We start from the raw sequence: 12,975 nt of genomic DNA on the forward strand, positions 1-12,975 counted from the left end.
ATTAAAGACCCTTAATTTTATGCTGCATTCTATCTATTTTAGTTTTTAAATAATTTTCATTATGCTTATTAATAAAAGATTCACTTTCTGTAAGCTCTACCGTTATACCAGCCGATTCTAAAGCTTCTTTCTTTTTGGGATTGTTAGAAAGCAAACGGCATCTGTCCACATTATTAAATTTTAAAACTTGGACAGCTAAATCATACTTTCTAGAATCTATAGGAAGACCCAATGCAAGATTTGCATCTATCGTATCTAAGTTCTCATGCATTTGTAAGTTATATGCTTTTAATTTATTGATTAAACCAATACCTCTTCCCTCTTGCTCAAGATATATTAAAAAACCACCCTCATTACTTATTCTTTTTAAAGCATGGTGAAGCTGTGACTGACAATCACATCTTAAAGAACCAAATAAATCTCCTGTGATACAAGATGAATGCATTCTAACTAAAGGATTATTTCCTTTATACTCTTTAGATAAAACCACTACTTCTTCTTTAGTATATTTATCTTTATAAACAGACATCTCTAAATCACCAACATCTTTCAAAGGAATTATTGATGAAGCTTCTTTTTCAACAAAAATCTCTGTTGCTAATCTGTACTGATATAGCTCTTCTATAGTTAATAGTGATAGATCATACTTTTTAGCAAACTCTATTAGTTGATCGCCCTTCATCATAGTACCATCTCTATTCATTAGCTCACATAGAACGCCAGCACTATTAAAGCCACTTAGTCTCATTAAATCTACAGTTGCCTCAGTATGTCCATTACGTCCAATAACCCCTTTATCATTAGCAATGAGAGGAAAAATATGACCAGGTCTTGCTAGCTCTTCTGCTTTAGCATCTATTTTCGAAGCTACTTGTATAGTATGAGCTCTATCTTTAGCAGAAACTCCCGTTGTAACTCCTTCTTTAGCCTCTATAGTAACCGTAAATGGTGTAGTAAAAGTACTATTGTTTTGATCTGCCGCAACCATAGGAGTTAAGTTTAATTTCTTTGCATGAGTAGAGTCCATTGCTAAGCAAACAATACCGCTAGTATGCTCCAACATGAAAGCAATATTTTCAGCTGTTGCCATTTGCCCAGGAAATATCATATCCCCTTCATTTTCTCTATCATAGTCATCTAGCACAACTACAGGCTTACCTACTTTTAACGCTTCTATCGCTGTTTCTACATTTTGTTTTATTTGATTAAACATTTTTTAATCCTTTAACATATTTATAAATATATTTACCTGTCGCATCTGCTTCCAAATTCACAGCTGAATCTTTCTTATAGTTTTTTGCTATGGTTACCTCAACAGTATGAGGAATTAAGGTCACAGTAAAGCTATCTTCCAATACCTCTACAACTGTAATACTCATACCATCAATACTTACAAAGCCTTTAGGTATAAGATAGTTTATAAAGTCTTTGGAAGCAGATATCTCAACTATCCATGCACCGCCAACATCTTGTATATTTCTTATAATACCTTTTTCATCAACATGGCCTTGCATCATATGCCCACCAACAAGGTCTCCGTATCTAATAGCTGTTTCTGTATTTACTAAACTACCAATCTCTAAACTATCTAAATTTGTTTTTATTAACGTTTCTGGCACAGCATCAAAGCTTGCCATTGAATGATCTGCATTAAAGTCAGTTACTGTAAGACATGTACCATTTATAGACACACTATCACCAATACTACACTTATGACAGTTTTCAAAAGCTATATAAAAAGTCTTAACCTTATTCTTAATATTTATTTTTTTTACTGCTCCTAATCCCTGAACAATACCACTAAACATTAATTATCTCCCTTCACTTTAGCACTTACTAAAATATCTTTATCAAGCCTACCAACAGAATTAAAAATCAACTTTTGCTTATTTTCAAAATCTGCTATCAAAACCGGTGATATGTATACCATAAATTCATCAACTAATTTTTGGTTTATAAAATCATTTAGAAGTCCTTTGCCGCCTTCTATCAAAACACTTGAGATTCGTACAGATCCAGCTTTTTCCAAAAATTTTTCTAAAAATACTTTCCTACCATCCCCGGCTGCTGGCAATAGCCAGAAATCAATATTTAAAGAATTTAGCTTTTCCTCTGCTTCACTAGAAATATCAGTACATACGAATATAGTCTTAGCTATTTTTTGATCTAATATATGCCAATTAGAGTCTATTTTTGTTAATTTGGAGAAAACTACAAATCTTATAGGGTTTACAATTTCTGAAACTCCAACTCTTACATCAAGCTTAGGGTTATCTCTTAATAAAGTATTCTTACCTATTACTATGGCATCACAGATATTACGAGTCTGATGAGTATATTCTCTAGACGCTTCTGAACTTATCTGCTTACTGTCACTATTATTAACAGATATCTTACCATCTAAAGACATAGCCCATTTAGCAAAAACATATGGTTTTCTAGTTTGCTGATAGTGAAAGAATATTTTATTTAACTGTTTTGCCTGTTTCTCAAGGATACCTACTTCTACTTTTAATCCAGCCTCTTGAAGTTTAGCAATACCCTTTCCTGCAACTTTAGGATTGGGGTCAAAAGTTGCTATAACTATTCTTTTAACTTTTGCAGCAATTAAAGCATCAGTACATGGACCAGTTCTACCAGTATGGCAACACGGCTCTAATGTTACATAAACTGTTGCACCATGGACTTTTTCTCCTGCCATCTTGATAGCGTAAATCTCAGCATGCGGCTGCCCTGCTTTTTGATGCCAGCCTTCACCAACTATTTGACCATTTTTAACAATAATACAACCAACCATAGGATTAGGCGATACTGTCAGCCTACCTCTATTAGCTAGGATTAAAGCTTGTTGCATGTAATAATGATCAATATTTTTCATCTAGTTTTTCTTAACTATTAATTAGCTCAGGAAAATAGGGAAGAGCAGCAAATAATAAGCGGATTTTACCCTATAGCAAAATCCAAAAAATATCATTTAAATAACCTTCTTCCATCCAGACTATACTGTCGGCTTTGGATTCTCACCAAATCTGCTGACCTTTTTGAATTAACAAAAAGCGCTCGCGGGCTTCTATAAGAATAGTTACCGCCGGTAGGGAGTTTCGCCCTGCCCTGAAGATTATCGATAATTATAACATATTAGTTTTTATGAGATAGTATTTAATAGATCATATTTATATTAACCATACATTTCTTTAAGATGTTTATTAAAGAATTCTAATGTATCAGAATAATCATATTTCCCAGTTATAACCTCTATATAAACACCACTTGTATGCTCTCTAGCTTTTTTCAATGCTTCAGCTAATTCTTCACCTGTTTTAACTTTTATAGTTAGCCAGTCATTGCACCCAAAGGCTTTTGGCAAATCTTTATAATTTAGCTGAGCAAGATCATCATAGCTTGGATCAGGGTCTAGCTCTAATGCCCTTTCAACCATAAAGCCATCATTATTTATACAAAATATAATAGGATTTATCTTATATCTTCCCATTACACCTAGCTCATTAAGCGTTAATTGATGAGATCCTTCACCTGTGATTAATATAGTCCTAGTCTCTGGATTAGCTAATGCCACCCCTAGAGTAGCAGGAGTAGCCCAACCGATAGATCCCCATAAGGTTTGATTATAATACTTTACACCTTCAGGTAATGGTAACTTAGGCATATTAAGTGACGATGAGCCTGTTTCTACTACAAGACTATCTGTATTTTTTAGGAATTTTAAAACTTGATTATAAAAAACTCTTAAGGTTAAGCTCTCTTTCGTTACTGGCAAATCTTGTATCTTCACTCTAGAAGAATCAGGACGATAATTTATACTTTCAACCTTTTCTAATAAAGCCTCAAGTAGTTCTGATAAATAAACATCTACCAGATAAGTCTTTTTATCCTCAACAAATAAAGGTCCTAAATTTAATACTTTGTTTATATCTAAATTATTAGTAAACCCAGACGTGTTAAAATCTGACCATAAAGCATCACCTAAATTAATTACAAGGTCTGCTCCCTCAATTATCTCAGCAGTATTTGGGGCTGATAATAAGCCTGCATAAAAACCTATATAGTTAGGGTGTGTTTCAGATATAACACTTTTATCATGAGGCATGATAGCAAAAGGTATATTTAGCTTTTCTATAAGCTTAATTGCCTTTTCAGTCACTCCAAACCTGTCTAATTTCACAGCTGGAATAGCTACAATTTTTTTAGCCTTACTTAAGCGCTCTAATACTAGGTTCACAGCCAATTCAAGCTGATGAGAGTTGCTCTTTAAGTAACTACAATCTATATCATCTGGTGTTATATCCGTTACAGGACGATTTCCACCATCTAAAGATACACTTATATAAGCTGGCTTACGATATTTAAATGCTTCAGCTATAACCCTGTTCATCTCTCTACGAGCATTTTCTGGTGTAATAACAGCTGAAACACAAGCAGCTGAGGCTGATAATTCAAAAAAATTTCCAAAAACCCCATCACCCAAGGTATGATGAACTTGTTTCTTCTTTCCTACAGCCGCATCGTTAGGACTACCAACTAAGTGAAAAACAACTAAGTTTTCAGCTTTTGACCCCATAACTCCATTTAATGCACTTAGCTCACCAACTGCATAAGTAGTACATAAAATAGCTGCTCCATTAACTCTTGCATATCCATCTGCAGCATAACTAGCATTAAGCTCATTAGCATTTACTATATTATTAAGTTTTGGATTATTAATAAGAGCATGATCTAATGCAAAGGCAAAATCTCCAGGTACTGAAAAAGAATGATCTATTCCTAAATCCACTAATCTAGAAACTACATATTCAGCAGTATTTGAAGCATTACTTGCTGTATTAAAAATTTTTTTACCATTTATATTTTTCATAAAAACTTCCATCTAAAATATTTTTATTATATATAAACAGATATTATTCAAATGAACAACCGGAATTTTGTATTAATCTATTAGGAAATGAATAGTAAATTAAATTTATTTAGGCTTACTAAAAACGTATTTTTCTACAATTTCACCGCCGATTAGGTGCTTTTGTATTATTTTTTCCAAAACCTTCGGTGTACAAGAATGATACCAAACATTATCAGGATGAACTACAGCTATAGGCCCATCTTGACAAACTCTTAAACAATAAGTTTTTGAACGATATACATCACCATTCTGAGAAAGTTTTAATTCTTGTAGTCTTTTTTTCAAATATTCCCAAGACTCTAAAGACTCTTTACCTTTACAGCACTTTTGTCTCTCTTGGTCGCAACAAATAAAAATATGCCTTTTTATATTATTTAATCCAAGCTTTTCAGCTTTTTCATCTAGTGACTTACTCATTGCAAAAATCTCCGAAATATTTTGGTGTTTTTAACTGATTAAAATATTAAAATATCTTTTAGAAATATCATAACAAAAACTCATAAATAATGGCAGATAACATAAGCAAAGAAACTTTAGAGGAATTAGCTAAAGTTCATATAAGAGATGTAAAAAGCAAAAGACGATGGAGATTGATATCTCGTATTATTATAGTTTTAGTAGTTATATTTTTTATAATATCGGCTTTTTTAAGCAAATCGGATGACCTATCTCCACATATAGCCCTAATAAAAGTTTCTGGAATAATTGCTGAAGACTCAGAAGCTAATTCATCTAGAATTATAGAAAGCCTAGATAATGCTTATAAAAACAGTAATGTAAAAGGAGTTATCGTTCAAATAAATAGTCCAGGAGGATCTCCTGTTGAATCTGATGATATATATTCTCATATGAGATACTTACAAGAAAAACATCCTGACATCCCTTTATATGCAGTCTGTACTGATCTATGTGCTAGTGGCGGTTACTATATCGCAACTGGTGCTAAAGAGATTTATGCAAATAAAATGACTATAACCGGCTCTATTGGTGTTATTGGAAGCGGTTTTGGGTTTACAGGTCTTATGGACAAAATTGGTGTAGAAAGAAGAACTTATACCGCTGGAAAAAATAAAGGTTTTTTAGACCCATTTGCTCCTCAAAATCCCGAACAAAAGAAAGAGTTTGAAAAAATATTAAAACAAACTCATCGTGTCTTTATGGATGCTGTTGAAAAATCTAGAGGTGATAGATTAAAAGATAGATCTCTAGAAACAACTTTCTCTGGTGAGCCTTTCAGTGGTATAGAAGCTAAAGATTTAGGACTTATTGATGGCTTTGCTTCTGTTTCAGAACTAAAAAGAAATAAGCTTGATGATTTGCCTATTATTGATTACACTCAGACTTTAGATTTTTTCACTAACTTATCAAATAAAATAGGTAATGGTGTATATTATAAAGCTTTGTCTGAAAGTGGTGTTAGCTTAAAATAATAGGGTAAATTCTATTGAAACACAGAAAAACATCGCTATAATCGATAGTAATATAGTTTCACTAATTAATAAACAAATAAGGAATTTAATTATGAAAAAAACTATCCTAGGTACAATAATCGCTGGTGGTTTAATGTTATCTGCAACTTCAGCTCTTGCTGGTGGCGTAGGTTTTGCTAACGTTCAAGATATTTTCGAAAAATCTTCTTTAGGTAAAGCTAAAGTAACTGCTGATGAGCAAAAGCTTAAGCCTCAAATGGACACTCTTAAGAAAAATATTACAGCTCTTCAAGAAAAAATTAATGCTTATGAGTCTGATAAAGATGCGGTAGAAGCTGATAATGCTAAAGGCGATACAAAAGATGCTCAAGCTGCTGACCAAAAAGAAGCTGCTGATAAAGCTCAAGCTAAAGCAGACTTACAACAAGCTATGAAGGACTACCAAGACTTAATGGGTCAAGTACAACAAATGGCTAGTGATGATGCTGATGCGTTTAAAGACTCTTTAACTAAAGCTTCTCAAGATGTAGCTAAAGATAAAAACTTAGATGCTATCTTACCTACTGAAATGAGCCTATATAACGCAGACAGCTTAGATGTTACTAATGACATCATTGCTAAAATGAAATAATCTAAATCTTTTCTTTTTTTCTACAATCCCTTTTAACTTTTTTTTATTCCTAAAGCTATGTATAATCTACATAGCTTTAAATATGTAATAATATAAAAACATGGAAAATTTATCTTATTTTGTTTCACAAAACTTAGTTTTTTGTCTGTCATTTATCCTGCTTTTAGCCATTTATATTGTTTTTGAATTAACTCAGTCAAAGCAGAGCCAAACTAGCTTAACCGTGCAAAATGCCGTGGCAGAAGTTAATAGACATAAAGGGATATATCTAGACATTAGAGATCAAGAAGAGTATAAAAAAGCTCACGTTATTGGCGCTATAAATATACCTTCTGAAAAAATTGAAGAAAACTTAAAAAAATTACACAAACATAAAGATAAGCCTGTGGTTATTTATGGAAATAGCCATTCAGATAAAACAAGAAATATTCTTCGTAAAGATGGTTTCGAAAAAGCATATTCTTTAAAAGGTGGCTTTAGTGCTTGGTTACAAGCTGGTTATCCTGTGAAATCTGAAGATTCAAATAAATAAGGATTAAACTATGAGTAATGAAAATAATTTACCTCAATTTCAAATACAAAAAGTTTACGTTAAAGATGCTTCTTTTTCAGTTCCAAATGCTGATAAAATTTGGATGTCTGAATGGAAACCTCAGTTAAAAACAGATTTAAATGTTTCTGCGTCAAAACTTCCTGAGGATAACACTTATGAAACAGTAATAACTTTAGATATTAAAGTAGAAAGTAATGGAATAGAAGCTTTTAACTGCGAAGTAAAACAAGCCGGTATTTTTACAGTTCAGAATATGACTGATGAGCAAATAGAACATGCAAAAAATGCTTTCTGTCCAAATATTTTATATCACTATGCAAGAGAAGCTATTTCTGACTTAGTCATTAGCGGAGGATTTCCTCAACTTTGTCTTTCTCCTGTTAACTTTGATGCTATGTATCAAGATTCATTAAAAAAAACAGCTGATAATAAACAGCATTAATAAGGTTTAAGAATGAGTAAAGAACAAGCTTTAAAATCAGCATTATCGCAAATAGAAAAGCAATTTGGTAAAGGCTCAGTAATGAGACTTGGTGATCAAGAGGCTAGCACGGATGTAGAAGTAATTCCTTCTGGAATAATTAGCCTTGATGTTGCTCTTGGTATTGGTGGTTATCCTAAAGGGCGTATTATAGAGATTTACGGTCATGAATCATCTGGAAAAACTACTTTAACATTATTAGCTATTGCCCAATGTCAGAAACAAGGTGGAACAGCTGCTTTTATAGATGCTGAACATGCTTTAGATCCTAAATATGCTGCTTTACTTGGTGTTGATATTGAAAATCTTATTGTTTCTCAACCAGATACTGGAGAACAAGCTTTAGAAATAGCTGATATGTTAGTTCGTTCTGGTGGTGTTGATGTAGTTGTTATAGACTCTGTAGCAGCACTTACTCCCAAGGCTGAAATAGAGGGTGATATGGGAGATTCTCATATGGGCTTACAAGCTAGGCTTATGTCTCAAGCTTTAAGAAAGCTAACAGCTAATATCAAACGCTCAAACACTTTGGTTATGTTTATTAACCAAATAAGAATGAAAATAGGAGTAATGTTTGGAAACCCTGAAACAACTACTGGTGGTAATGCTCTAAAATTCTACTCTTCTGTAAGATTAGAGGTAAGAAAAGGCAGCCCTATCAAAGATGGTACTGAAGTATCTGGAAATGAAATAAAGGTCAAAGTAGTAAAAAATAAAGTTGCTCCTCCATTCAAACAAGCTGAATTTGAGTTAGTTTATGGAGAGGGCATATCTCTAGAAGCAGAGCTTGTTGACCTTGGTGCAAAACACGATATTATTGAAAAATCTGGCGCCTGGTATAGTTATAAAGGTAAAAAGATCGGTCAGGGTAAAGAAAAAACTAAAGACTATCTAAAAGAGCATACTGATGAAAGAGATGAGATAGAGAAAGCAGTCCTTGAACTACTTTTACCTCAAAAGTATGCAAAAAAAGACTCAAATAAAAAAGAAAATAACTCTCAAGATGAGCTTATCTAAAGAAAGACAATATATACTTTATCTCCTATCTAAACAAGATTATTCTCGAAAGCAACTCACTGATAAACTCTATAAAAGAGCTAGTATTTCAAATCAAGAAATAGAGGATTTATTAAATGATTTTGAAAATAGAAAATGGCTTTCTGATGAAAGATTTATTCACTCCTTTATCCAAAGTGAAGTAGCAAAACTCAGAGGAAAAAAAAGAATAGTAAATACTGCAATATATCAAAAAGGGCTATCTGCAGAGCTAGTAGAGGAATATTTAAACACTCTTGAGATTGACTGGTATGATCAATGTCAAAAATGTTTAAATAAAAAATATAAAGATGTCCCTAAACTTCAGAAAGATCTAAAGCTTAGACAAAGGGCTATTAATTATCTTGCCTATAACGGATTTAATTTTGATGAAATAAATGAGTGCTTTAACTAATATACTTATATCATATAACTCTTTATAAAATCTAGTGCAATTTTCACTATCAAATTAACTTAGTTAATCCTTTTATATTTTGTTGCTAAAATTAAAATAATAGGTAAAAAGGTTATTGGCCCAGTCCTTAAATCAAGCATATAACTATTAAACATACACCCTATACAAAAAACAGTAACAAGCATCCACAACGTATTTTTATAATTAGTCTGTTTTGCCTGCAAGACTATAGAAATTAGAAAATACAAAAATACTATAAGGCCAATCATTCCTGATTGCAGAAGGAAAAATATAAATTGATTATGTGGATTTTGATCTGGTGCTGCCATTTTTAACTGTTGATTTTTTGGAGATTTATTAATAACCTTCTGCACACAATCTTTAAAATATCCTGTTCCACAGCCAAAAACAAACTTCTCTGGAGAACTAGTTATAGTCTTATAACTAGCATAATACCATCCAAGCCTAATTCCTGAACTAGTTATATTTTTATCTATATCAGTTTTTTCATAAAAAAACTGTTTAACTTCTTTAATAGATGCATCAACTCTAAATTTAAACGTATATGATTTCTCATATATAATTAAAGGCAAAACAATTAATACTAATATAACTATAAAAGTTCTTTTAAAATTAATTTTTCTATTATTTAAAGGACTATTTAAAGGAAAACAAAATATAAAACAGTAATATAGAATTACAACAAACTCCATTAAGTATCCAGTTCTACTTTGATTAAGAAAATATTCACAATAAACTAAAAACATAGATAGTAATATATATACATATTTTTTATAACCTAAATGCTTTTGAGACTCAACAATAAGTAAAATACTTGCTGTAACTAGAGCTATCGCCATCTCATTTTGTGATGAGGCCATAGGGTATGCGTCCTCTTTAGCAAAATGTATAAAAAAATCCTTAGTTAAAAATAGATGATTTAAAACGCTAAAAAGCGCTAATAGTATAACCGAGCTGACGAATATGATAAGTAGTTCTTTTGCGATAAAATATTTTTTTATAAAATATAAAATAACTGTAAAAAAAATTAAAAGTTTTATTAAAGAAAAAATGTATTTAGGATTACCCTCTCCATAAAATAAACTAAAAACACTTATCATTACTAATAAAAATAAAGCCCATATAACAGGCTCTTCCTTGATTACTAATAGCTTAGCTTTATAATCACTGCTTAATAAAAACAGGATTAATAATGAAACTACACTAATACTTGTAGCGATAGGTATAGCAACAATTGCTAACATATAAGAGTACATTACTATAAAATAGGCTCTTAAATAAAACTTATTCACCAATATTATTAATAAATTAACTATTATTTATTATAATATCATTAGCTTAACAAAATTAATAACGATTAATTAAGCTCATCTTTAACTAGTCCATTACAGCATCTTTTTGTTTTATTTTTAATAGTATTATTTAAGATATTTTTATTTCTTTGTAATGCGTCTCTAGAATTTTCTTTATGCCATAGATGATAATTTATTATAGAGAATCTAACTTTTTTTAATTTAATATTTGAGTTTAAAAACCTCTCACAAAGCTCTGTATCTTCAAGACCCCACCCTTCAAAATCTTCATTAAAGCCATTTATATTAATAAAATCATTTCTAAAAAAGGAAAAATTACATGTTTGAAACCCTCTAGAGTTTCTTACACTTTTAGATATTTTTTTAGCCAAAAAAATACTTCTAATAACTTTTAGCCTATTTTTTATACCATTAGTAAATAGGTTAATTTTTATCCTTTTCTTACTAAAGAGAATTAAATCAGTTAATTTTTTTGTTAAAAATACTCGTCTACCATATAAGACAGTATTTCTCTCACTCAAGATTTTATGATCTTTAATAAAATTCTTACTTAAAATAATATCTCCATCTATATAAATTAAATATTCGCCTGTAGCTTTTATAAATGCTTCATTTCTTGACTTTGCAGCTCTAAAACCTTTATCCTCTTGCCAAGAATGAATAACTGGTATCTTAGTTTGTTTTGCAAACTCCTCTATTACTTTTTTAGTATCATCTGTCGAACCATCATCTGCTATTATTATTTCCATAGGAGGTAAGGTTTGATATAAAACCGACTCTAAAACCTTTTTCAGATACTGAGGAGAGTTATAGGTTGTTATAACTAAAGAAATCGTTATATTTTTATTTTTCTCGATCAATTTATAATGTTTAAAAAAAGCACCTAAGGCATTACATAGGCTTATAGAAAATCCATCTAAACCATATTTAAAACCCTTTTTTAAAAAGTATGATTTTATAAACATTGTAAACATACTAAGAAAAGGTTTTGAAAGAGATATTTTTTTACCGATATTTGCATTAGCATATAGCTCAGTATATTTATCTAATTTTTGCAGTAAATCTGATATATTTCTGAATGAATAATGTTTTATATCTCCTTGTATTAACTCTACATGTTTTGACTCTACTGATTCATGAACCATATTAGTATTAAAGTTGGTAAACTTTTTATTAAAAAGTCTTTTCACTTCATCTGGATACCATCCACACCCTTTTATAGGTCTGCCATTATAATGGTTTAATCTTTTAAAGCTATAAACAGTTTCTTTATTTTTTTCTAATTTTTTAAGCTTATTAAGTAACTCTTCTGTTATTATTTCATCACTATCTACAGAAAGTATCCAATCATTTGTCGCATATCCTGTAGCTAGTCTTTTCAAAGGACCAAAACCTATAAAATCATACTCAAAAAGTTTAACATTTTTAAAACTCTTGACTATATCTAAAGTCTTATCTGTAGAGCCATTATCTAAAACTATTATTTCAGAGAATTCTTTCAAAGCAAGCAAGCATTCTCTTATGTGTAAAGAAGAATTTTTAGTTAAGATCGTCACACTTATATCTTCAATCATCAGCTATTATTTTTATTAAAGAATTCTAAAAAATATAGTAACAATTAATCACTAGCAAATACACAAAATATTGACAACTATAATTATTATCTATAGATTATATACACCCTAACTGGGGGCGAATATGGTTTCGACATGAATGTCAAAGTCCTAGGTGCATGTCGAGGAAGTACAGTACCTCGTAAATAACAGTACAAATGCCAATAATAACTGGCAATAAAAAAGCAAATCGCGTAGTAGCTAACGACAGCAACTTTGCTGCTGTTGCAAAAGCTGCTTAATCTAGCTTAATAACCTAGATACGCACAGATATGATAAGTTATCTTATGGACTTATCTATACATCTGTTCATATTTTGCATAAGACGGTTTTTGCTTCCGTCTGAGAGTAAGAGCTGTATATATCAGACTCGCTTACCTCTACCCTGACTAACTGGGGATAGGTCAAGTCAAACTTTTAAATAAGTTAGTCTAAGCATGTAGATCCAAAGATAGAGAGTTTATGGACGCGGGTTCAAATCCCGCCGCCTCCACCAAACTTAAATCCCAACTCATCCCAAATAGACCCACAAAGCCAATAAAATAGAACGTTTCAGAAGATTTGTTGT

General features: G+C 31.2%; 13 protein-coding genes, 1 other RNA gene and 1 riboswitch. Of the genes, 7 read left to right on the forward strand and 7 right to left on the reverse strand.

Annotated features, from left to right (window positions below; all coding sequences use genetic code 11):
* Position 1 precedes the first annotated feature (1 nt).
* The 5 genes from ribB to KX01_RS02015 form a co-directional block, all read right to left on the reverse strand.
* Complete coding sequence (gene ribB, locus KX01_RS01995) at positions 2-1,213, reverse strand: 3,4-dihydroxy-2-butanone-4-phosphate synthase (protein WP_071663400.1); 1,212 nt, start codon at positions 1,211-1,213, stop codon at positions 2-4.
* Entirely contained in the window at positions 1,206-1,808 is a 603-nt protein-coding gene (locus tag KX01_RS02000) for a riboflavin synthase (RefSeq protein WP_071663401.1), read from the reverse strand. The genes ribB and KX01_RS02000 overlap by 8 nt, the downstream gene beginning before the upstream one ends.
* Positions 1,808-2,878: a bifunctional diaminohydroxyphosphoribosylaminopyrimidine deaminase/5-amino-6-(5-phosphoribosylamino)uracil reductase RibD gene (gene ribD / locus KX01_RS02005; RefSeq protein WP_071663402.1), complete on the reverse strand. Its 1,071-nt coding sequence runs from the start codon at positions 2,876-2,878 to the stop codon at positions 1,808-1,810. Before ribD ends, KX01_RS02000 begins: the two co-directional genes overlap by 1 nt.
* A 99-nt stretch (positions 2,879-2,977) precedes the next feature.
* Positions 2,978-3,123: riboswitch (FMN riboswitch) on the reverse strand.
* 55 nt (positions 3,124-3,178) lie between these two features.
* A complete protein-coding gene (locus KX01_RS02010; protein WP_071664725.1) occupies positions 3,179-4,873 on the reverse strand; it encodes an alpha-keto acid decarboxylase family protein in 1,695 nt (564 codons plus the stop codon).
* Positions 4,874-4,978: 105 nt separating this feature from the next.
* Complete coding sequence (locus KX01_RS02015) at positions 4,979-5,332, reverse strand: (2Fe-2S) ferredoxin domain-containing protein (protein WP_071663403.1); 354 nt, start codon at positions 5,330-5,332, stop codon at positions 4,979-4,981.
* Between the two features lie 89 nt (positions 5,333-5,421).
* Here KX01_RS02015 and KX01_RS02020 point away from each other — a divergent pair, with 89 nt between their 5' ends.
* The 6 genes from KX01_RS02020 to KX01_RS02045 all read left to right on the forward strand — a co-directional run bounded on the left by KX01_RS02020 (position 5,422) and on the right by KX01_RS02045 (position 9,460).
* On the forward strand, positions 5,422-6,345 hold the full coding sequence (locus KX01_RS02020) for a S49 family peptidase (RefSeq protein ID WP_071663404.1): 924 nt from the start codon (positions 5,422-5,424) through the stop codon (positions 6,343-6,345).
* 91 nt (positions 6,346-6,436) lie between these two features.
* Positions 6,437-6,976: an OmpH family outer membrane protein gene (locus tag KX01_RS02025; protein WP_071663405.1), complete on the forward strand. Its 540-nt coding sequence runs from the start codon at positions 6,437-6,439 to the stop codon at positions 6,974-6,976.
* 100 nt (positions 6,977-7,076) lie between these two features.
* The gene (locus tag KX01_RS02030) at positions 7,077-7,508 is read left to right on the forward strand and encodes a rhodanese-like domain-containing protein (RefSeq protein ID WP_071663406.1); all 432 of its coding nucleotides are present in this window, start codon (positions 7,077-7,079) and stop codon (positions 7,506-7,508) included.
* A gap of 10 nt (positions 7,509-7,518) precedes the next feature.
* A complete protein-coding gene (gene secB / locus KX01_RS02035) occupies positions 7,519-7,971 on the forward strand; it encodes a protein-export chaperone SecB (protein ID WP_071663407.1) in 453 nt (150 codons plus the stop codon).
* A gap of 12 nt (positions 7,972-7,983) precedes the next feature.
* Positions 7,984-9,027 carry a recombinase RecA gene (recA, locus tag KX01_RS02040; RefSeq protein WP_071663408.1) on the forward strand — a complete coding sequence of 348 codons (1,044 nt, stop codon included), beginning with the start codon at positions 7,984-7,986 and terminating at the stop codon, positions 9,025-9,027.
* Positions 9,014-9,460 (forward strand): regulatory protein RecX, encoded by a 447-nt coding sequence (locus tag KX01_RS02045; RefSeq protein ID WP_071664726.1) that lies wholly within the window; start codon positions 9,014-9,016, stop codon positions 9,458-9,460. Before recA ends, KX01_RS02045 begins: the two co-directional genes overlap by 14 nt.
* 59 nt (positions 9,461-9,519) lie before the next feature.
* Here KX01_RS02045 and KX01_RS02050 read toward each other — a convergent pair whose 3' ends face one another.
* Together KX01_RS02050 and KX01_RS02055 are read right to left on the reverse strand one after the other, a co-directional pair.
* On the reverse strand, positions 9,520-10,737 hold the full coding sequence (locus KX01_RS02050; RefSeq protein WP_083578885.1) for an O-antigen ligase family protein: 1,218 nt from the start codon (positions 10,735-10,737) through the stop codon (positions 9,520-9,522).
* 101 nt (positions 10,738-10,838) lie between these two features.
* Entirely contained in the window at positions 10,839-12,368 is a 1,530-nt protein-coding gene (locus KX01_RS02055) for a glycosyltransferase family 2 protein (protein WP_071663410.1), read from the reverse strand.
* A gap of 114 nt (positions 12,369-12,482) precedes the next feature.
* Between KX01_RS02055 and ssrA the strand changes: the two genes are divergently transcribed.
* Positions 12,483-12,903: a transfer-messenger RNA gene (gene ssrA, locus KX01_RS02060) on the forward strand.
* Positions 12,904-12,975 lie beyond the last annotated feature (72 nt).

It is taken from the genome of Francisella frigiditurris (assembly GCF_001880225.1).
GTDB classification, from domain to species: Bacteria; Pseudomonadota; Gammaproteobacteria; order Francisellales; family Francisellaceae; genus Francisella; species Francisella frigiditurris.

Coding starts and splice junctions, on each gene's coding strand:
- KX01_RS02055 (WP_071663410.1), bottom strand. CDS start 12,368: ATGATTGAAGATATAAGTGTGACGATCTTAACTAAAAATTCTTCTTTA.
- KX01_RS02000 (WP_071663401.1), bottom strand. CDS start 1,808: ATGTTTAGTGGTATTGTTCAGGGATTAGGAGCAGTAAAAAAAATAAAT.
- ribD (WP_071663402.1), bottom strand. CDS start 2,878: ATGAAAAATATTGATCATTATTACATGCAACAAGCTTTAATCCTAGCT.
- ribB (WP_071663400.1), bottom strand. CDS start 1,213: ATGTTTAATCAAATAAAACAAAATGTAGAAACAGCGATAGAAGCGTTA.
- secB (WP_071663407.1), top strand. CDS start 7,519: ATGAGTAATGAAAATAATTTACCTCAATTTCAAATACAAAAAGTTTAC.
- KX01_RS02015 (WP_071663403.1), bottom strand. CDS start 5,332: ATGAGTAAGTCACTAGATGAAAAAGCTGAAAAGCTTGGATTAAATAAT.
- KX01_RS02045 (WP_071664726.1), top strand. CDS start 9,014: ATGAGCTTATCTAAAGAAAGACAATATATACTTTATCTCCTATCTAAA.
- KX01_RS02050 (WP_083578885.1), bottom strand. CDS start 10,737: ATGTACTCTTATATGTTAGCAATTGTTGCTATACCTATCGCTACAAGT.
- KX01_RS02025 (WP_071663405.1), top strand. CDS start 6,437: ATGAAAAAAACTATCCTAGGTACAATAATCGCTGGTGGTTTAATGTTA.
- KX01_RS02030 (WP_071663406.1), top strand. CDS start 7,077: ATGGAAAATTTATCTTATTTTGTTTCACAAAACTTAGTTTTTTGTCTG.
- KX01_RS02020 (WP_071663404.1), top strand. CDS start 5,422: ATGGCAGATAACATAAGCAAAGAAACTTTAGAGGAATTAGCTAAAGTT.
- KX01_RS02010 (WP_071664725.1), bottom strand. CDS start 4,873: ATGAAAAATATAAATGGTAAAAAAATTTTTAATACAGCAAGTAATGCT.
- recA (WP_071663408.1), top strand. CDS start 7,984: ATGAGTAAAGAACAAGCTTTAAAATCAGCATTATCGCAAATAGAAAAG.